The sequence below is a fragment of the Psychrobacter sp. DAB_AL43B genome (assembly GCF_900168255.1).
Classification (GTDB): domain Bacteria; phylum Pseudomonadota; class Gammaproteobacteria; order Pseudomonadales; family Moraxellaceae; genus Psychrobacter.
In genome coordinates this window covers 1,281,880-1,302,138 of the sequence record NZ_LT799838.1, presented here as the reverse complement: position 1 = coordinate 1,302,138, position 20,259 = coordinate 1,281,880, and the positions used below count along the sequence as shown (strand labels likewise).

Sequence of the window (20,259 nt, the reverse complement as noted above, 5' to 3'; positions counted from 1 at the left end):
TAAATATGACACTAGCCGCTGTATTTTAGATACCGCCAAATAATAAGTTTATTTGGCGGTTTTTTTATAATGCTTATAAAAACTATGAGGCTACTTTTAGTACTGCTAAAAGTAGTCTCATTCATACAAGATTGATAATAATTATTCACCAACCCTATCTATCTCAGATACTGATAGCAACTCGGTGTTGCTGCCGATATTCTCTAGGCGACATTCCATAAAGTCTCTTAAAGGCTTGGCTAAAGGTTGAATTTGAAGCATAACCGATCAGCTCGCTAATTTGACCGATACTATTTTGTTGTAAGCGTAGATGACGGGCGGCGATACGTAAGCGGTACTCAATCAAATAAGTCATTGGCGGCACACCAACAGTATCTTTAAAGCGCTGAGTAAAGCTTGAACGAGACATCCCTGCCTCTCTAGCAAGCTGGTGAGTCGTCCAACTATAATTTGGTTTATCATGCATAAAGGTCAGCGCTTTCGACAAGTACGGATCCTTAATTGCTAGTAACCAGCTTTTTGTTGTATTAGGCAGGCTTTCAATATAAGTACGCAGGCACTCGACCATTACAATACTTGCCCAAAGATTAATCATCGCAAGTTTACCCAAACGTTCGTATTCAGATTCTAGTCTTAAGAACCCAACCGCTCCATCAAGCGATCTAAACCGACTCTCGTGCATATGTTCATGTTCAGGCAGAATTACTGGTAACGCAGATAATAGCGGTCCTAGCAAATCTTTATCATACTGACACTCAACCAATATCAATTGCGCGTTTAATGTTATGCCCTGAGTGCACTCAATAGTACCTTGATCATAATTAAATAGCGTCTTATCTAGCGGTTTGGCATTGTTTCCATGATGATTTTGCGCATAACAAACATGCTTATTGGCATTCGGAACCATAACGATGTCACCCTTATGAATTCTTTGAGAGACATCTCCTATCTTCATATTAAAACTGCCAGACTGAACCAAATAGAAATAAATAGTATCGCTATTCGTTATTGAGTAGGCCCAATCGCCTGTAACCTTTAAACCATAGTACTTCGTTTCACTTAAATGCTGTGTTTGCTGTAATAACGTACTGAGCGCGTCCATTAACCCTGTCCTTAATATTTTAAGATGAATAAAAACCCACTCTCAACTTAATTCAGCAACCGAGGAATAACGAATTAAACCAAAATGTAAATTTATCATACTGCAGCCTAGGTTTAAGAAACCGTCACTATTCGTATATTTATTAAATATAAGCCATATTAATTTTAATACGAACTAATATTTATAAACTTATGTTTATTAATAAAGGTAAAATTATATGTTATTTATAGTCCTACCTATGCGCTCAAACTCTCATCCTGAGCGAGATAAAAAGGGAGTACTTTACTATAAAAATAAGACCTAATATGTGTCCGTTGCCTACAACTCTTTAGTTATTTGCCATTACAGTAGATTCATATTGTGCCATATTTATTAATGACATATTATATATATAGTGTGCATTGTTATATTATGTTGTTAAATGGTTTATGAACAGCGCTTTCAATTTTCAAAATTAGTTCTAAAGTCTAAAAAATAATGAATTAAAGCAGAAATTCAAATCGGTTCTAATGGAAGTTATTATGTTAAATAATGGATTAACAGGCAGTCATTTAACCCGGGCCATGCTAGCTCGAGGTGATCAACAAGTGTGGTGCGCAGTGGCTGATTATAGTGATGAAGAAGCGATGCAGGATTTAGTGAATAACGATTTTACTGCTTTTATCGTCTCTGCTAAGGAAAACAGTTTCCTTTGTACAGGTGGTATGGAATGGAAGTTTGCTGTACCGATTAAAATAATTGCACTGACAGCAACTGAAGTAAGTATGAATCACTGCAATTGATTTAAGTTAAATACTGTAATATTTATTTAATGGATACCAAATTAAAGATAATGCGGATTGGTGACATATCTTAGTGAAATTTGCTACCATGACTTTTTGGATTTTATGATTTAGCTCATTTCACTTAGGTAATACAGACATGGCCAAAAACGCCCTACAGGCTCAACTTTTAAAAGCTGGATTGGTTGATAGCAAAAAAGCCAATAAAATAAGCAAGCAGACGCAGCATGCTAAGCGTACTGGCGATTCATCAAATATTGAAGCTAAAAAAGCCTTGGCAGACGCACAAGCAAAAAAGATAGAGAAAGATCAAAAGCTCAATCAAGAAAAACAACAGATTTTAGAAGAAAAGATGCTAAAAGCCAATATCATTCAAATGATTAAACAGCATCAGTTAACTGAGACAACTGGCGACATCAGTTATCAGTTTGTCGATGATGCTAAAGTCAAAAAAATTAATATCACTCAAAAGCTATACGATCAAATCGTGGCAGGTCACGTGGTCATTGCTCGTTTAGATGACAGCTATGCGCTACTACCGCGCCCGCTTGCTGATCGTATCGATGCAAAAATGGAAGGCTTTATGGTGGTATCAAATGATACCGCAGAAGATGAGCTGGCAGAAGATGATCCGTATGCAGCTTACGTGATTCCAGATGATTTGATGTGGTAGTCAATATTATAAAAAATGCTATTGAAAAAGCCCTATTGATTATCAATAGGGCTTTTTATTTTCCAAACATCTTAGCTAGCATCTATATATCATGTATATTTATAGCTAGAAAAATTAGCTCACCTTGGCAAGCTCTTCATGTTTTAAACCAATCGTTCTCAGCTTACCTTTATCATCCACTTCTTTAATGACCAGTGACCACTCATCACTGATCGCGACCGTATCGCCCGATACTGGCTTTATATCCAAGTTATCTATGACATATTCAGCAACCGTTTGCTCCCACATGCTTTTTGAGCTGTCTTCAGGTTTTGACTTTAACTTATCTACCAAAGATTCTGAGGTCATAATGCCAGTAAAAAACGGCAAATCGCCAAGCTTCACACTGGGTGATAATAGCCAATCACCATAAAAGTCATCAATGGCTTTATGGTTTAAGGTTGTATCATTAAAAATCTTCGCAATTTGACTGGCATGGTTACCTCTCATCGCGTACCACACTCTATCACCAAATTTGAGCTTGGTCGTTTCTTCAACTATCACAATATGTTGCCTACGCACTAAGGCAAATATACTAATTTCATCAGAGCTAATGCGCTTAGAGATGCCCATCGGATGACGGTCAATCGCAAACGCCCCTGATTTTACTTCAAATTCATATAAAGTAATGCTCGCCCTATCAGATACCCACACTTCATGCTCTGCTTCTGGGTCTTTATTACTAGGAATACGCACTTTGAATAAATTTGCCATGATAGGAATGGTCGTGCCTTGTAAAATTAAAGACAAAACCACCACGCCAAAGGCAATATCAAATAACATAAAAGCGCCATCTATCCCTGCCATCACGGGTAAAATCGCAAGGGTAATAGGCACCGCGCCGCGTAGCCCCACCCAAGAGATAAAGCCGATCTCTCTGTCTTTAAATTTAAATGGCTTAACGCTGGTATAAACGGCGACAGGACGGGCAACCAAAATCATAAAGGCGGCAATCGCGACTGAATAATACCAGACATTGATAACGTTCGATGGCGTAACCAATAAACCCAATACCACAAATAGCACTGCTTGTGATAGCCAAGCAAAGCTATCCATCACCCGCATCACATGCTCGGTTGAGCGGACTTTATGGTTACCAATCAGCACACCGGTAAGATAAATCGCCAAAAATCCACTACCACCAATCAAATTAGTAGCGGCAAAGACTGCCAAACCAGCAGACATGATCAAAATCGCATACATGCCCTCTGCTAATAATATCTTGGGTAATAGCCTCGCCAATAAATACCCAAACAGCAAACCCATGCCCAAGCCAAAACTCAGCTGCTGTAATAATAATCCCAGAAACCCTAGCGCCGTCTGTCCAGCGGGATCGACATTTAAAGCAATCAATCCTGTCACAAGCAAAATGGCCAAAGGGTCGTTGGCACCAGATTCTAGCTCCAGCGTGGCTTGTACACGATCGTTAAGTTTGACACCGCCATTACGCAGCAACGAAAATACCGCTGCCGCATCGGTCGAGCCGACAATCGCCGCCATCAATAGCCCAAGTCGCCAATCGACATCGAGTAGCCAAGTCACGAATACACCCAGTATCATGACGGTAGCCAGCACGCCCCAAGTAGCAAGGGTGACGGCTGGCTTCAGACCAACGCGAAACGATTTAAATGAGGTGCGCAGTCCACCATCTAACAAAATACATGCTAATGCTGCCTGCCCAACAAAATTAGCTATTCCATATTGGGAAAACTCAATACCCAAAATACCTTCTTCGCCCGCCAGCATTCCAACTATTAAAAACAATAATAATAAAGGGACGCCCAAACGTGCTGACAAGGTACTTGCCATAATACTGGCAAAAATTAATACTGCTCCTACTAGATAAAGGATATTTAAGGTATCCATGTTGTTTTATGCCCTATTTTAATCGTTATTTTATTCACTGTTATCACAGTATTGGCTTTACCCTCCTGCAGGTTGTAGCCCATATATAGTAAAAATAATCAAACGTACTCAAAGTATCAAAAGACTAAAGTTATCCAAATCAAAAACCTGACTGTATTTTATAACATACAATCTGGCAGGCAGCCCTTATTAAACGGCGATATTGAGCAATTTAATTAAAAACCTCTCATTTATATAGAAAACGCTGTTTATATCTAAAAAAAGCCCTATTTAGCATTGATACTAAATAGGGCTTTTTACGGTTAACAAATTTTATATTTGTTAGACTTATACAGACTACTTTTACTAAACAGTTAAAAAGTCATATTATTTAGGTTTAAGCGCCGCGCTGATATCAGCCAATAACGGTGGAATGTCATGCTTGTCTGCTATTACCTCTAACATAACCAGCTTATCTTTTGTCACGGCAGCTTTTTTCAGAGCAGCTTTTAACTCGCCCGCCGTTTCCACTTTAAGTATTAAGCTATTATCCGTGGTAGCGCCAAATGCCAGCGGCATCAATTGCCAATTACATGTAGGAATATCATTATAGCATTGGTTTTCACCATGAATGGCACGCTCAACGGTATAGCCATCATTATTAATCAGTACAATCACAGGATTAATGCGCTCTTTAATCATTACTGCAATTTCTTGAATGGTCAATAAAGCAGAACCATCACCAATCAATAAGATACTACGTTTATGCGGCGAAGCGATAGCACCGCCTAAACTTGCAGGCAAGGTATAACCAATTGAGCCCCACATCGGCTGACCATACGAAGTCACACCTGCTGGTAGACGCACATCGCTGATACCAAAATAAGCCGTACCTTGATCAGAGAACACCAAGTTCTTATCATCGAGGGCATCAGCAATAATATGCCACAAGTCATCTTGTCGGATAGGCTCGTCATCCTTGCCAGTTTGCTCATGCGGCTTCATTTCTTGACAGAATGGCTTAGGCACAATCGTGATACCTGAGGTCATCACCTCATGCAATACTTGTAAAGCATCTTTTAAAGCGATAGGTGCAAAGTTTTTGCCGGCAATGCTAGCGCGCTCATAATGCAAATCAACCACTACATTCTCATCAATGTCTTGGCTAAAGCCTGCTGTAGTGGTGTCAGTATATTGCACACCAATTTTTATCAAACATTCGCAGTTTTCCACCGCATCTTTGACCACTGGGCGCGATGCGACGCCCGCATAAGTTCCCGCCCAACGCTCGCTATTTTCATCGAGCAAGGTTTTACCCCATGATAACGTCGTATAAGGGATATCGGTATCAGCAATTAAGGCTTTAAGCTGATTTTGTAATCCCAAACGATGCACCATTAAGTCTGCCATTAGCGTGGTGGTCTTATTGGGTAAGAATTCTATAAGCGCTTGCTTAAAGTCTGACAGCGCCGCTTGGCTGGTAATATCTTCTTCACTATCGACAAGCTTGGTCGTCGGTGGATAAATGGGCATTTTTGCCACATCCGGTGATAGCATCAAGTACCCTGGACGATGCTTTTTAAGAATCAGACGAATGACGCGATCGATTTCTGAGGCGGCGTTATCAGGCGTAATCTGTGCACGTGCCACAGTTACAGGCTCTACCATTTTGATAAAATGGTTAAACACACCGTCACCCAATGTATGGTGGATACGACCTTTTGAATCTTGCAAAGCCATACTAGGCGCACCAACGATATGCAGTACTGGCGCATACTCAGCAAAAGAGCCTGCGGTGGCATTAATCGCTGACAATTCACCGACACCAAAAGTGGTCACCATAGCAGCAAAGCCACGCTCTCGTGCGTAACCATCAGCAGCGTAGCCTGCATTTAACTCATTGGTGTTACCCACCCAGCGCAATTTATCAGAGGCGAGCACATTATCTAAAAACGTTAAATTAAAATCACCGGGTACACCAAATATCTCAGTAGCGCCCGCCTCAGCGACACGATCAAATAAATAATCAGCGATAGTGTATTGCTTACTCATGTTGCTTATCCTTAAGACTTGTTTTATAAATAATCATAGTTATAACTGTGATTGAAAATTATTATAAAGCTGTATTCCAGCCTATTTATGAAAAGCAAAGCTTTTGGAATGCAGATTATAACAATCTGTTATATCATAGTTCTATACTGGAATAACATGCCTACTTTGCTAACTTTTACTTTTTTTCTTGATGACTATTGACACACTCAAAAAACTGCGTATAATACGCCATCATCAACTGACGATAGTTAATTGATAATTAGCGGGAATAGCTCAGTGGTAGAGCATAACCTTGCCAAGGTTGGGGTCGAGAGTTCGAATCTCTTTTCCCGCTCCAAATACTTAAAAAGCCTCACTACTCTTTATATGAGCGGTGAGGCTTTTTTTTGTCCAATTTTCGAGGCTTATAGCGACCTTAGTATTAGCTAGTTAGTATAATCGTTAAGCTTATCTAACATATTAAAAGACCAAAACGTGACCACGTTCCAAAACTAAAAGCTATTCCAGTTATAACGCTGTTAGAATAGACAGTCACTAAAGATCGAACAGAAATGAGCACAACCAAATTTTCTACGTTAAGGATAGATAATTTATACCTGCTTTTTTATAACGTGAGCTGTATCTTCGGTTAACTATGCTTAAATTTTTATTAAACCTCTTCTCTGGAAATTAAAACAAAATCTTTCGACTCTGCAATAATCTTATTCTTGTCAGACTTTATATTATTAATATATAAGACCACAGGGAAATTATCTTCTTCTAATGGTTTATTATTGAGCAAGTCAAGATTATTGACGACTTGGAAACTCTCCTCCTTATATCTCTTCCCACAAATGTAATATGTCCCGTAGTAAGAGCTATCGTTCTCCTCAAATTTCAAAGAACATAATACCTCTATCTTTTCTTTAGCACTTACTAAGTCAAGGAAAGTTCCATAAACTTCATATAATTTCATGATTGATACCTTATTTTTTCATTTCAACAATTGGTTATTTCCCCCTAGCGTTTTCCCTATTATTAAAAATCATAAAGTTTATATTTTTACCCTATTTATTTGATAAGTCGTCAACTATTTCAGTTAACCTTAGTTTTCTAAGTATCTAGGTGTCAAATATCCAATACACATTTCTTTACCTCGCAACCAAACTTCCAACTCTTTTGCTGCTCCCAGTAGCTCATCATTAGCCAAAGCTAAGTCAAAATCACCCTAGGTATATTCGACTACGCTGCTTACTTCCCAAAGAGTGAGCGAGCACAGGAAATGATGGCACTGGCTGATAGAGCGGAAGCTTGTATCAGTCGTAATCCAACCTTTAGGCAGTTTTCAGAGATTTGGTATGAGGAGAAGAAAATTGAATGGCGGCCGAGCTATCGGCAAAAGACGCAGATTATTTTGAACAAGTACTTATTACCTGAGTTCGGTGGTAAAGCAGTACATGCGATAAAAAAACCAGACTTGCTGACCTTCCGTAGCTCTCTCGCCAAAGTTCGTTACGGTAAAGAGGGTCAGTCAAGTCTGTCAGTAGCACGGATCAACCAGATCATGATACTTCTTCGTATGATACTAGAAGAAGCGTCAGATCGCCATGAGTTTGAGATTCCTTATAAAAACATTAAGAATCTCAAACAAGCTCGTCCGGATGTGAATCCTTTTACCTTGAGTGAGGTATGGCTGATTTTAAAACATGTCCGTGCGGACTATAAGCCCTACTATACCATTCGCTTCTTTACCGGGATGCGTACCAGTGAGATTGATGGGCTTAAGTGGGACTGCATTAACTTTGATCGCCGTGAAATCAGTATTAGAGGGGCGTTAGTAAATGGCGAGATGGGTCCGACTAAGACGTTAGGCTCACAGCGTGATATTGCGATGTCGCAACTGGTCTATGACGCCCTACTGGAGCAGAAAGCACATACCTTTGGTAAGTCAGAGTTTGTGTTTTGCAACTCACAAGACAATCCGATGGAGTACCGCAATGTGAATCGGCGGGTATGGAAACCTACCCTTGCCCTACTCGGTTTGAAACACCGACGTGCTTATCAGACTCGGCACACGGCAGCGACGCTTTGGCTGGCTGCTGGTGAGAATCCTGAGTGGATAGCTCGGCAGATGGGTCATAGCAGTACGGAGATGCTGTTTCGGGTGTATAGCCGTTATGTGCCTGATATCACCCGTCAGGATGGCTCAGCGATGGATAATTTGCTACTAGCGAGCAAGGAGAAGTTAACCAACGCATCGAATAGCGCTAGCACTGAAACACTCAGCACGAATGCACAGACTGACAAGGAGACGTCACGATGAAAATTATCAATTATGAAGAGCTGTTTAGCGAGTTTAAACCTGACGGTGCGATCAGTGAAGATGCGAATGTTATCGCTAATGCATTGATGCGTGAGCTGTATGTTTCATCGGGTCATAACTTAGCACGCTTCTTAGGAGTGAAGCGCTACTTTGATAATGATATTGCACTGCGTGTATGGGTGCAGAAGCGCCTGGATACTCAGGATGGGTACTTTGTGGAAGATGTGAGCAGCAAGCTTCAGAGCGAGCTTTATGAGCTATTACCGCAGTCTGGTTATGACGGCTAATGAGGAGAATGTGATGAGTGTAAAGCTTCAGCCGAATATGACGCAGAACGCACGAGATCTAAGAATCTGTAGCGATTACTGGGCATATGATAACGAAAGTGATTATATCGCGCATGTAGAGACAGTCTGTGAAAAGTATGAGATTAGCTCTCAATTACTGTTCGAGACAATCGGTCAATGTTTTGCCTATTTAGATGATGTGCGATGCGAGTACTGCGGTTGTAGTGGTCAACTAATTTAGGACACGTGATAAGAGGTTTTGATTAAAGTAACGTTTCTCTTTTTCTGCTGGTGACAAATAATCATTAAAACGGTGTGGTCTCACGGTTTGATAATAGCCCCAAATATAATCAATAATAGCGCTTTTAGCCTCAGCGATATTCTCATAGCCGCCCTCTGGCATCCATTCCATTTTAAAGCTTCTAAAGAAGAGCTCAGTTGGCGCGTTGTCCCAACAATTTCCACGACGGCTCATACTTTGTATCATCCCCTCACAACTTACTACAGATTCAGCGAACCTTGCACTGGTGTAATGGGTTCCCTGATCGGAATGAAACAGCACGCCACTAGGTTTGAGTCTGCTGTAATACGCCATCTGCAACGCTTTAGCGGTCAGTACGCTGTCAGGGGAATCTGATACAGCAAAGCCAACAATACGACGGGCATATAAATCTAAAACAACAGCTAGGTAGCACCAGCCTCCTTTGATACGAATATAAGTGCCATCACCTGTCCAGACCCGATTGGGCGCTGTTGGGCTAAAGTTGCGGTTCACTATGTTGTTATGAGCTTTGTGTTCTTCATTAGCGTGCTTGTATTTACGCGTCTTTAACTGACAACTTTTAAGCCCCATCTGCGCCATGAGTTTATCTGCTATATAGCGGGTAAGCTTGATGCCGTGTTTATTCATAAGTATGGCAACGATGCAGTGCCAGCTGATTGCTTTGAATCGGTGAATATTTGACGGATTAATGCCTTGTGCTTGACGATTTCTAGGCTAATTGGCTTGGGCTTTACTCCATAGTAGTAACTGCTCTTCATCACGCCAAATAGCTTACACAGAAGGCTTTTATTCACCCGTTTATCTTGCTCTGCAAGCTGGCCGTTCAGGCTGTCCAATGCCAGCAGAGCAGAAGCCTCACTCGAGCATAGCTCTCGCCTTGCGTCGGGACGAAGCAGTGCTTCGTTTTATCCCTCCTCATTTAAGATGTCGCGCTCCATAGTCAGCCGCTTAACCTGTTTACGCAGCTCTTGGAGCTCTCGCTGTTCATCGGTTAAGGCATTGCCGACTTTAGGTGCTTGGCTACTCATTTCTTGACGGTACTGACTTAGCCATTTCTGGAGGGTGGATTTGCCTATCCCCAATGAATCAGCAACGTCAGGTATTTTACGTTTGTGATCAGTGACTAAGCTAATCGCTTCTAATTTAAATTCTCGGGTATATTGGTTGCGTTTGTTGGTCATACTGTTTTCCTTCTTTGGGTTAGTATAAACCTCTTATGCGCTGTCCAATTTAATTATGCCACTACAATCTACTCTGTCTGGTATATACATACCAGCGACAGGCACGACTTCATCTAACTCAACGCTATATTTTGGACTAAGACGATAAATAGGCCATGATTCAGGTGGGTTCAGCGGTCCTCTTGATTCAGTCGTGTAGCGTTCAGTCAGACTACCTATTTTCCAACCAAAATAGCTAGTTATCTTCATATTAAAAGCACATAAGCTTGCCTCTCTCCGCCATTTCTCATAATCCAGCTGTTGCTGCTCTGGCATCCAGTCGATATCATAATCCGTACTGATAGCCCGAAAATCACTTTGTACATTACCGCCATATCTTATTGCCGCTAGATCCCCTTTTAACAGCTCTTGATAACCGACATTAAGACTATCCAAAGTATCACGCAAATTTGGCAATACCCGTTCGCCCCAGACGATATCAGGTTGTCTATTGATGGGACGCGTACGGTAATCAAAGGGTAAATCGTTGACAAACAGCTCCAATGCATATTCAGCAGCTTCTAGCATATTCGCAAAGGCATCGCGCATCTCTTTAAAGTAAGCGGGTGAACTATAGCGCTCTAGTAGATAAATCTCTTGTGGTCGTATGATGTAGTTATTCATTTTTATATTTTTAATTCGGCCTACCGCATAACTCTGGATGTGAATAACTACTATCTACACCAAAACTCCAATAATTACAATACATCTTGCTATAATATTCAGACGATATATCGGTTTGCTCTACATAACTTGATGGTTCAAATGGGTATAGTTCTAGATCAAAAACTACAAATCCTACAAATGCTCTTATAGTTAAAATTAAAATCGGTATGATAAGAAACCAAAAAAGCCTTAAAATAATTTTTTGTAAGGTTTTAGATAGAAAAACTGGAATTGACAAAGAAATGATACAAATTAAACAGTTAAATATAAAAGCTATATAATATAACTGATAAATTTTTGCTGACGATTTAGAAGCCCATAACCAAATAAAACTATATTTGGATTCTAATAAGAAAACTGAAACATAGGTAATATTCAATACGATACACATAGAGAGTAATATAATAAAAAACACAATTTTAAGCTTATTCTTTTTATAGCTATCCATCAATTCTAAATCCTAGTCCAGAGGTTTGAGTATTATTTTTTATGAAACTAGCGCTTACTTCCCAAGTGTTGTCATAATATAAAAAAACCGAGTCACTACCATCGCATCCCATTGCATGAATACAGTTACGTTCTACAAACAAGTCTCGAAACTCATAATATGTTAATTTAGCTGTATCATCCTGTTCAACAATCACTACAACACTACCGTCCAACAGTATTCCAAATCCTGCCTTACCTTTATTTTTTGCAATATTTAATGCTGCAAATCTAGCAGAACTTCTTTGCGTAAGGAACTGTCTATGACGCGCTAATGGCTCACCTCTCGGAACAGAATTAACAAGTTGACGACTGTATTGATTGTTTTCGCCATATTTTAAGTTGTCAATAACTAGAGGGCATAATCCTCCGATACCCGTGTATGCGTTGCTGGGCGGATCTCCGTATTGAACAACCCACTTATAGTTACTAGTTTGTGAAACGCTCCATAGGCTAGGAAAACTACTACCATATCTTTCACCTGTACCCAATACAGCAATTCCTTCATTGCCTGTAGTACCAAGAGAAAGATCGTACCACTGAGCATTAATACAAACGTCAAAACCTCCTTCTTCTTGAGCCTCTTCTACAGTATGCCTAAAATGCCAAGGTACCGATGTTCCTCTTTGAAGTATTGGAGTCATTCTTATGCTAGAACCAGGTAAAGTGACAATATGAACACCTCCTGTCAATTCTTCATATATGGGAGCAGCTTTCGGCATTAGTATTTCTCCGTAAAATCTATAGATACGCCTTGCATTATATTAATCAACTTATTCATATCATCTCGGTTCCAATTAGCTGACTCAATATAATCAAGTATTATGCTATACCTATTTAAACCTGTATTTAATGATATATCGCAACTACTTCCTTTCCCAAATTCAGATTCATATTGCGCTCCCATGTCATTCAAGACTTGTAATTGATCATAAGTAGATTGGATAATATCTTTTGGTTGTTCAGATAAAAAAACATCGTCACTTAATGAGTAAGGCTCATTATTTATAAATATAGTGTAATTGCCTGCAATATCAGATTGAGGAATAAAATAAATTTTTCCATTAGCAGCCAACCATTTCTCAGCAATCATACCACTTGTAAATTTGAGTTCATTACAGCTCTCGAAACGGCTGCCATCTAACTTTTCAATAGAAGCTAGAATATTATGACAAGGTGGGAAAATGTGTGGAAATACCTTTACTAATGGGTTAATTATTTCACTATTCTCAAGCAGGTTTGCCGTTGGCAAATGTACAGCAGGAAAGCCAATACCACCTCCACTACCCCAATCCACCTTACTCGCCTTATAGCCTACCTGAGCAGGCGTGATAAAGGTCACATTACCACCCGATATCTCAATACCGCTACCTGCCGCTTTTAGGGTCAGCGTGTCAGGGGCGATAATCTCAATACTGTCTCGACTATGGATGCGTAGTACTTGTTCGCTGTCAAGACGCATTTGTGCTTGATGCGCTTGTATCGTCACATCGCCATGAGCAGCGGTATGGGTCTGAGCTTTGTTTGAGTAGTAGTGAATATTGCCTGCCACCAGTTGATTCATCTGGGTTTGACTGTGATGATGGGTGTTGTCGGTGGCGTGGCTATGCGTGCTTTCTGTACTGGTATGCTGACTATGTTGTCCACTTAACAGTGCGAGATGACGCTGGGAGTCAATGAGCAGGTTGGCTTTTTGCCATTGTCCAGATTCGCTAAGCGTAATATCGTTAGTGTCTTTGCTAAACTGGGCAAACGGTGTTTGCTGTTCTGCGGTGTTATTGGCTTTGCTGCTGCCCTCTAGTCCCACTGGCTGATGAGTCTCGGCAAGCTGCGTGTAGGCTTGTTGATGCTGGTCAGCAGCTTGCAGTTTGCTATGGCTGTCATGACTCATGTGCCGCTTTGATTGACTGCCTGATTGATGGCTACTAATATGAATGCCTGTGCTGCCTTGCATATTGGCTGCGGCTTGGGTTTCGATGCTGATGCCTTGTCCACGCGCTTGACCGCGAGTGTGGTCGCTATGCTGATACAGATGTCCGATGGTTAGGCTAGACTGGAAGCTGCTGCTATAGACGTTAATCTGCGGACTGTCAGGATGAACGTCAAACATCAGCTGGTTATAACCGTTAATAAGGCTGTCTTTGGTGGCCTCGCCTGTTCGGCTGCTATCGATACTTTGGGTCTTGATGCCATCAATAGGATAAGCATGGCTTTGATTGATAAACCAAGTCGGACTGGTAGCATCAAGGGTATCGGTGTCACTGACGATGCTATTATGCTGAGCATCAGAGTTACCTTGGCCGTTATGGGTGCTGCCAATGATGATGGGATGAGTAATGTCGCCACCGATGAAGTCAATCAGGACATGTTGGCCATGACGCAAAGGATGGGTTTGTCCCATGTGGTCAGCGACTAAATGACTAGCAATGGGTATCCAATGGGCGCTGTCTTGGCTTTGATGACTGCTTTGTTCATTGCCTTCTTCTTGCTGCCAGTGATATCTAATATGAGCACGGTGGTTGCGGTCATGAGTAATGGCGCTGCTATCGGTGTCAATAATACTGGCGCTCATAAGACCTGTTAGACTCGGATGCGGTTGTCCAAGTGTAGCAAGCTGTTCCCCATAAGGAATATGATAATGGTGCGGAAATGGTAGATAACAAGCCGTAACGTGATGAACGTTGTCGTCATCATTTTCATGGTCGGTATTTGGCTGTAATGTAATAGGATCAAAGGCGGCTATACCTAGCCAATCTGCCGGAATATGATTGTTAATGTGCTGATGAATAGAAACCAGACTGACGGGATCGGTTAAATAAGGATTGCCATCGATATGATGCGCGCTTGGTAGTTTCAGGTGACGGATATTACCAGTTAAGCTGCCTAGATTGGCACGCTGCTGCGCGTTCTGCTGGTAGCGGGTGGCAAGCTTATCGAGACTGTCATCATCAAAACGGCTATGACTGTGCAAAAAGCGCTGATGCGTGCTGTTTGATGAGTCGATAGGTTGCTCGCTACTGCTACTGCCGGTATAAGTACTCATCAAGCGACTGTCATAACGATGTAGGTCGCTTTGCTGAGTATGCTGAGCAATACGCGGACGAATGGCAGTGATGCGGTCTTGTCTATCAGCAAGGTTGGCAGGGTTTTGACTTAAGATACTTTGAATACCATTTGTGTCTGGACGTAATATTTCGCCATCACTAGGTAGTAAGACTAGAGTGTGCTTGTCGCTCTCATGACGGTAGTAGCCGGTGATGCCGTAGAGGGCAAGATATTGGGTCAGATAGGCCAAATCGGTTTGGTTGTATTGCACGCTGTGCTGAATATGGTAGTTGCTGTCATCACTGAGGCGCTCGTCAATCTCAACGTTCATATCATATGGACTGATGATTTGAGTAATTAACTCACTGAGACTGAGATGATGATGACGGCGGTTATGGCTAGATAAACGTAACTGGCTTAACGTAGGCTCGCAAATAATGCGGTAGGCGGCCATACCGCTGTTGCTGCCAAGGGCTACTGCTTCGGTGATGAAACCGTGGCGGGTTTGGTTTGGCAGTAGCGTGTCACCCGTATGCCAATGAATAGCTAGGTGTAGTGGCATAATAAATTAGGACAGCACGTAAGAGGTTTATACTAACCCAAAGAGGAAAATAGTATGACCAACAAACGCAATCAATATACCCGAGAATTTAAATTAGAAGCCATCAGCTTAGTTGTTGATCACAACCGCACCATACCTGATGTGGCCGATTCCTTAGGGATAGGTAAATCCACCTTGCAGAAATGGCTGAGTCAATACCGTCAAGAAATGAGTGGCCAAGCACCTAAAGTCGGCAACGCTTTAACGGATGAACAGCGAGAACTTCAAGAATTGCGCAAACAAGTTAAGCGGCTGACTATGGAGCGTGACATTCTAAAAAAGGCTTCTGCTCTGCTGGCATTGGACAGTCTGAACGGCTATCGTTGATAAGAAATCTGGCAGAGCAAGATAAACAGGTGAGTAAAAGCCTTTTGTTCAAGCTGTTTGGCGTGATGAAAAGCAATTACTACTATGGCATGCAGCCCAAGCCCATCAGTCTTGAAACCGTCAAGCACAAGGCATTAATTCGTCAAATATTTAACGACTCAAAGCAATCAGCAGGCGCTCGCAGCATTGCCGCCATACTAATGAATGAACACGGCATCAAGCTGACCCGCTATATAGCAGGTAAATTCATGGCGCAGATGGGGCTTAAAAGCTGTCAGTTAAAGATGCATAAATACAAGCACGCTGACGAGGCGCATAAAACGCATCACAATATCTTAAATAGAAATTTCAGTCAAACAGCACCCAATCAAGTCTGGACGGGCGATGTCACATATATTCGTATCAAAGGCGGCTGGTGCTATTTAGCTGTTGTTTTAGATTTATATGCCCGTCGTATTGTTGGCTTTGCCGTGTCAGATTCGCCTGACAGTATGCTGACAACCAAAGCGCTGCAGATGGCATATCAGACGCGCTTACAGCCAATTGGAGTGCTGTTTCACTCTGATCAGGGAACCCATTACACCAGTAAGAAGTTTGCTGAATCCGTGGCGAGTTGTGAAGGTATGACACAGAGTATGAGTCGTCGTGGTAATTGTTGGGACAACGCGCCTACTGAACGCTTCTTTAGAAGTTTTAAGACTGAATGGATGCCAAAGGGCGGTTATGAGAATATTACTGAAGCTAAGATCGCCATCAGTAATTATATCTGGGGCTATTATCAAACCGTGAGACCGCATACTTTCAACGATTATTTAACACCGCTAGAAAAAGAGAAACGATACTTTAATAAAAACCTCTTATCAGGTGTCCTAAATTAGTTGACCACTACAAGGCTTTGTCCTAGCCATTGCGTTATATCCAGTCCTGCTCGTGGATGCAGTAGGGTAATGCTAATACGATAGCCGCAATAAAGAGCAAGCTGGCGCTCTTGATAAGATTGCTGTCGTTGGTCTTGATGGTATGGACTTGGATAGGTAGTAGGTGCTGGCATAAGCGCGGGCTTACTCCAGACACTGTCTGGCAATGGCATCCCAAGTAAGCTTTCAACCAAGTCAGCCTGTTGAATGAGACTGGTGGCAATATCAGGATGGGCACGGTTTGATAAAAAACTTCTTATTCCCTATCTATGGCTATGTAACTTCTATATCACTCTTCTCATAGTTAATTTTAATGACTAGTTTAGTATTTAAACTCACAACCACCGAAACAACAATACATCCCAAAGCATCTTAAAGAAGCTTGGATAGTCGCCATGCGGTCTTGCCGCGCCCATGATATCTATAAATAAGGCAAAGACAGACAAGCCAATAATTGAACCTATGACAAGTAGCACGCCAATACCTGCTTTCTCTAGTAAGCTGTACTCTCGCCTTGGCGGATTGGGCGGGTTTTTATTTAAATCAAATTTATCATTAGGATTTATATCACACTCAGCCTCTATCTCAAAAGGAAAGTGCGGTGTGGTACAGGTTAATACGGCTAAGCGACGTCCCAATAGCTTTAGTAACCAAAAAGGCGTGGACGCTAGATAGTGCAAATCGATTTTCAAGCTAGTTTCAGGGTATTCCATATCTTTCCATCTGCTATGATATTCAAACCGACTGCGCTCAATACTCTCTTGCAAGATCTCTTTGCGCCGATGAATGGGAAAGACATGTCTGATACTGTCCGCCACTTGTTTAATGTCTTTGTCGGTCTTACTGTTCATATAAGCGTTGACAAAGGCAAAGTGGTGTTTTAAAAACTCATTAGGGCTGGTATGTCTAAAAGGTAAGCTAAAGGTGCGCTGAATAATACCGGCATTATCTACGTCACAACAGCGTACATCCCAAGGAGCGTTGATATCGTTCTGCATATGGATCTTTAGTTTGTTCCAGTCGTAGGTTTCCACTTGTTTATTCGCACCAATAACATAGACTTTACCGTTTTTGCGGTTAAAGCGTACTGGGAAATAGGTATAGGTAAATAATTCGCGGCTTAGTATTTTTATACCGAGCCAAACACCTGCTATTAATATAACTATTAAGATAAAAAAAGCTACTATAGCCCAGTTAAAACCATGATCAAATAACTCTTTAAAAAATATTAAAGTGCATACACCTAATCCAAAGAGTCCTAATAGTAAGCCTAATGTATATGTTACTACTAATGAACCTTTTTCAGACTCCCATCTATCGACCAACTCCATAGAAGTACTGTTAAACTGTACAACCGTACGCTGTGGACGTAGTGGTAATTCGTAGTTCTGTTGCTGGTATAAGCGGTGGACCTCATACTCTTTTTTATAGGGCTGACCTATAGTGTTATAAGTTTTGTTTTTTGAACGTCCAGCAAGGTCAATAAGCATAATGTAGTCTCAAGTTCTCAATTATGTAGTCATTTTCATGAAAGTTTTGATTTAAACACGATATAAACTAAAATAGACGTTAGTTTTTATTCTTCTCTAACGCCTCTAATTGACGTCGTAGTTTTTTCAGTCTTCGTGCTTTTTCTTCCGCTTTTTGATCATGAATAGGTAGAGTATCTTTTTGTTTCATGACAAGTTCAGTTCGGTCACCTTTTCTGAAATCTACGCTAAATGCTTCTTTTGATTTTGGTGTTGGTGTTGGTGTTGGTGGAATACCTGTAATTTTATAATCGTCACTTTGTCTTTCAAGGCTTTGTCTCGCAAGTTCAAGCTCTCGTTTTACTTCGGGACTATACTCAACAGGCTCATACTCAATATCTTTATAGTCGAGTGGCTTGTCAGCTTCAAAATATTGATAATCAGGTATATCAGTATTAGAGTTAGATGTAGCTTTTTGATTGTTTGTTGAATTCACAGAGCTATTGCTAGTATCTGAGCCACTGCTGGTTGATTGATCATTATCATCGGATGTTGCTGTTATACTTTCAATAGCTGCTTTATACGCTGCTATATCTGCTGCATGAGATAACTGTAGGCTATCGCTGCCCCAAATACTGTTCTGTATCCATTCTTGAATAGGCGATAAAGTGAATCTAGCGATTAAAAATCCAACACCAATAGCAATAACAAATAAGACGATACCTATACCTGTCCAACTGATACTAGCACCAAATAATATTATGCCACCTTCTAAACCGACTGCCACTACTGCACCAATACCTGAAACTCCAGACACAAAATATAGTCCTGACATTATTGCATTGCCTTTATTTGCAGCTTCATCATAGGCATGGTAAAAATCAAAGCCAGAGAATATAACAGCAGCGCCTATGTTAAGTCTTTTCGCCCATGTAGCATTTTTAGCAATAGATTCATCTAGTGATTCTTTTGTCGCAGCTGAAAGTGCTGGATTTTTAACTTTTATACCTTGTATAGCACCGCGTTGATCTAATATTCCGCCATATAAAAAGCCGATACCAGCAATAAGCTTTGCACCGCTCTCAGATACCATTGCTTTTTGTAGTCCTTGCTCTGTAGAATTACTATAAATACCAGCAGCCAAGCTCATACAGGCTATAGCCTGCACCAATGTACCACCCGTAGCTAGTTTGTTCGATATACTATCTGCTGCTATTCGCGGTTCTATTATCTTAACGAACTCATTTGAGGCAATATCGACAGCATTCTGATAGCGCCTTAAACGTGACATCCCCGCGTATTCTATCTTGACGTCCTGTTAACTCCATATAGGTGGAATTAAACTGTACGACGGTACGCTGAGGATAAAGTGGTACGTCATAACGATGGTTTTTATCAAGCCATTTAAAGTCATTAAGCTCTCTGACTCGACCACCTAAGCCCATTCCAAAATTATTATCTAGCTTTTGATTAACTTCTCTATAAGTAAATTTTGCAAAGGGGTTTCTGCCATTGATGTCTATCATTTAGTTATCCCGTAGGTCAATATCTTCGCCAGCCACAGCATGGTCAAATTGCTTTAGCGTATGTTCAAGTGACCAGTTGTTGCTGTACCAATAAAGTCACTCGCGCGCGCGAAGTTTTCATATGCTGGCGCATCTTGCATTTTGTGATTATCTTCGGAATTTAGGCCGATTAAGGCTTTAGATAGCCAATTGTCTTCAGGTGGTTTTTCTCCTGAGAGACAGGGTAATAACGTCTGCTCAAACTCTTGCTTGGCTGTTATGCCTGCTGCTTGCTCGGACTTATAGTCTGCCCATATGGCATCTGGTATGCCAATGTTACTTTCATCAATACCGATACCTTGAATCGCTTCAGCGATAATTTGGGCATATCCTGCGTGACAGTCTGGATCATTTTCTATAAAGTCTTCACGCATGACAAAAGCGAAGTCTAGTGTGCCCTGTTTGTTTTTGTCATAGCCAATGGTATCTATGAATACTTGCCTAGCTTTGGCAATAGATTCTTTATCTTTACGGCTTTTTTTTGCAGATGCTAAGACAGCTTTGAATTTTGATTCGTTAATGTAATTATAGATGTTTCGTCCAACTACTGATACTTCCTTATGATTACGACTAAGTCCTGCTCTTGAATAACCATGTT

Annotated in this window: 20 protein-coding genes, 1 tRNA gene and 1 pseudogene; 8 read left to right on the top strand and 14 right to left on the bottom strand. The window is 41.1% G+C overall.

All coding sequences use genetic code 11. The features are described from left to right. Positions 1–163 precede the first annotated feature (163 nt). Positions 164–1,102, bottom strand: coding sequence for an AraC family transcriptional regulator (locus DABAL43B_RS05670; RefSeq protein ID WP_079691467.1), 939 nt, complete (start codon positions 1,100–1,102; stop codon positions 164–166). 521 nt (positions 1,103–1,623) lie between these two features. Between DABAL43B_RS05670 and DABAL43B_RS05665 the strand changes: the two genes are divergently transcribed. Together DABAL43B_RS05665 and DABAL43B_RS05660 are read left to right on the top strand one after the other, a co-directional pair. Continuing rightward, a complete protein-coding gene (locus tag DABAL43B_RS05665; RefSeq protein ID WP_079691466.1) occupies positions 1,624–1,884 on the top strand; it encodes a hypothetical protein in 261 nt (86 codons plus the stop codon). Between the two features lie 139 nt (positions 1,885–2,023). After that, on the top strand, positions 2,024–2,557 hold the full coding sequence (locus DABAL43B_RS05660) for a DUF2058 domain-containing protein (RefSeq protein ID WP_079691465.1): 534 nt from the start codon (positions 2,024–2,026) through the stop codon (positions 2,555–2,557). Between the two features lie 114 nt (positions 2,558–2,671). Here DABAL43B_RS05660 and DABAL43B_RS05655 read toward each other — a convergent pair whose 3' ends face one another. Both DABAL43B_RS05655 and DABAL43B_RS05650 read right to left on the bottom strand, forming a co-directional pair. Then, positions 2,672–4,462, bottom strand: a complete 1,791-nt coding sequence (locus DABAL43B_RS05655) for a potassium/proton antiporter (protein ID WP_079691464.1) — start codon at positions 4,460–4,462, stop codon at positions 2,672–2,674. Positions 4,463–4,828: 366 nt separating this feature from the next. Beyond that, positions 4,829–6,493, bottom strand: coding sequence for an alpha-keto acid decarboxylase family protein (locus DABAL43B_RS05650; protein WP_079691463.1), 1,665 nt, complete (start codon positions 6,491–6,493; stop codon positions 4,829–4,831). A gap of 262 nt (positions 6,494–6,755) precedes the next feature. On the opposite strand from DABAL43B_RS05650, the gene DABAL43B_RS05645 reads away from it, so the two are divergent. Beyond that, positions 6,756–6,830 (top strand) — tRNA-Gly (locus DABAL43B_RS05645). 312 nt (positions 6,831–7,142) lie between these two features. On the opposite strand, the gene DABAL43B_RS05640 is transcribed toward DABAL43B_RS05645, so the two are convergent. After that, complete coding sequence (locus tag DABAL43B_RS05640; protein WP_079691462.1) at positions 7,143–7,448, bottom strand: hypothetical protein; 306 nt, start codon at positions 7,446–7,448, stop codon at positions 7,143–7,145. A 243-nt stretch (positions 7,449–7,691) separates the two neighbouring features. Here DABAL43B_RS05640 and DABAL43B_RS05635 point away from each other — a divergent pair. From DABAL43B_RS05635 to DABAL43B_RS05625, 3 genes and pseudogenes are all read left to right on the top strand, one after another. Beyond that, a pseudogene (locus tag DABAL43B_RS05635) lies at positions 7,692–8,795 on the top strand (tyrosine-type recombinase/integrase); the annotation flags it as partial. Next, on the top strand, positions 8,792–9,082 hold the full coding sequence (locus DABAL43B_RS05630; RefSeq protein ID WP_079691461.1) for a hypothetical protein: 291 nt from the start codon (positions 8,792–8,794) through the stop codon (positions 9,080–9,082). The pseudogene DABAL43B_RS05635 and the gene DABAL43B_RS05630, both read left to right, overlap by 4 nt. A 13-nt stretch (positions 9,083–9,095) precedes the next feature. Then, positions 9,096–9,323, top strand: coding sequence for a hypothetical protein (locus DABAL43B_RS05625; RefSeq protein WP_227516744.1), 228 nt, complete (start codon positions 9,096–9,098; stop codon positions 9,321–9,323). Here DABAL43B_RS05625 and DABAL43B_RS05620 read toward each other — a convergent pair. The 5 genes from DABAL43B_RS05620 to DABAL43B_RS05595 form a co-directional block, all read right to left on the bottom strand. Continuing rightward, a complete protein-coding gene (locus tag DABAL43B_RS05620; RefSeq protein WP_227516771.1) occupies positions 9,315–10,007 on the bottom strand; it encodes an IS3 family transposase in 693 nt (230 codons plus the stop codon). The two genes, DABAL43B_RS05625 and DABAL43B_RS05620, sit on opposite strands and share 9 nt — an antisense overlap. A 263-nt stretch (positions 10,008–10,270) precedes the next feature. Then, positions 10,271–10,546 carry a transposase gene (locus DABAL43B_RS05615; RefSeq protein WP_079691459.1) on the bottom strand — a complete coding sequence of 92 codons (276 nt, stop codon included), beginning with the start codon at positions 10,544–10,546 and terminating at the stop codon, positions 10,271–10,273. Between the two features lie 33 nt (positions 10,547–10,579). Further along, complete coding sequence (locus DABAL43B_RS05610; protein WP_079691458.1) at positions 10,580–11,209, bottom strand: hypothetical protein; 630 nt, start codon at positions 11,207–11,209, stop codon at positions 10,580–10,582. Between the two features lie 482 nt (positions 11,210–11,691). Next, complete coding sequence (locus tag DABAL43B_RS05600) at positions 11,692–12,459, bottom strand: hypothetical protein (RefSeq protein ID WP_079691456.1); 768 nt, start codon at positions 12,457–12,459, stop codon at positions 11,692–11,694. Next, a complete protein-coding gene (locus DABAL43B_RS05595) occupies positions 12,459–15,344 on the bottom strand; it encodes a contractile injection system protein, VgrG/Pvc8 family (RefSeq protein ID WP_079691455.1) in 2,886 nt (961 codons plus the stop codon). The genes DABAL43B_RS05600 and DABAL43B_RS05595 overlap by 1 nt, the downstream gene beginning before the upstream one ends. A gap of 54 nt (positions 15,345–15,398) precedes the next feature. Here DABAL43B_RS05595 and DABAL43B_RS05590 point away from each other — a divergent pair, with 54 nt between their 5' ends. Both DABAL43B_RS05590 and DABAL43B_RS05585 read left to right on the top strand, forming a co-directional pair. Then, a complete protein-coding gene (locus tag DABAL43B_RS05590; protein ID WP_079690625.1) occupies positions 15,399–15,710 on the top strand; it encodes a transposase in 312 nt (103 codons plus the stop codon). Further along, on the top strand, positions 15,707–16,588 hold the full coding sequence (locus DABAL43B_RS05585; RefSeq protein ID WP_171996307.1) for an IS3 family transposase: 882 nt from the start codon (positions 15,707–15,709) through the stop codon (positions 16,586–16,588). Before DABAL43B_RS05590 ends, DABAL43B_RS05585 begins: the two co-directional genes overlap by 4 nt. Here DABAL43B_RS05585 and DABAL43B_RS14210 read toward each other — a convergent pair. From DABAL43B_RS14210 to DABAL43B_RS05565, 5 genes are all read right to left on the bottom strand, one after another. Further along, the gene (locus tag DABAL43B_RS14210) at positions 16,585–16,761 is read right to left on the bottom strand and encodes a hypothetical protein (protein ID WP_171996327.1); all 177 of its coding nucleotides are present in this window, start codon (positions 16,759–16,761) and stop codon (positions 16,585–16,587) included. The two genes, DABAL43B_RS05585 and DABAL43B_RS14210, sit on opposite strands and share 4 nt — an antisense overlap. Before the next feature lie 201 nt (positions 16,762–16,962). Next, positions 16,963–18,117, bottom strand: coding sequence for a DUF6708 domain-containing protein (locus DABAL43B_RS05575; RefSeq protein ID WP_079691453.1), 1,155 nt, complete (start codon positions 18,115–18,117; stop codon positions 16,963–16,965). Positions 18,118–18,196: 79 nt separating this feature from the next. Next, positions 18,197–19,246, bottom strand: a complete 1,050-nt coding sequence (locus DABAL43B_RS05570) for a hypothetical protein (protein WP_145952506.1) — start codon at positions 19,244–19,246, stop codon at positions 18,197–18,199. Positions 19,247–19,337: 91 nt separating this feature from the next. Next, positions 19,338–19,622: a hypothetical protein gene (locus DABAL43B_RS14150; RefSeq protein ID WP_145952505.1), complete on the bottom strand. Its 285-nt coding sequence runs from the start codon at positions 19,620–19,622 to the stop codon at positions 19,338–19,340. 53 nt (positions 19,623–19,675) lie between these two features. After that, a complete protein-coding gene (locus DABAL43B_RS05565) occupies positions 19,676–20,035 on the bottom strand; it encodes a hypothetical protein (protein WP_079691451.1) in 360 nt (119 codons plus the stop codon). Between the last annotated feature and the right edge of the window lie 224 nt (positions 20,036–20,259).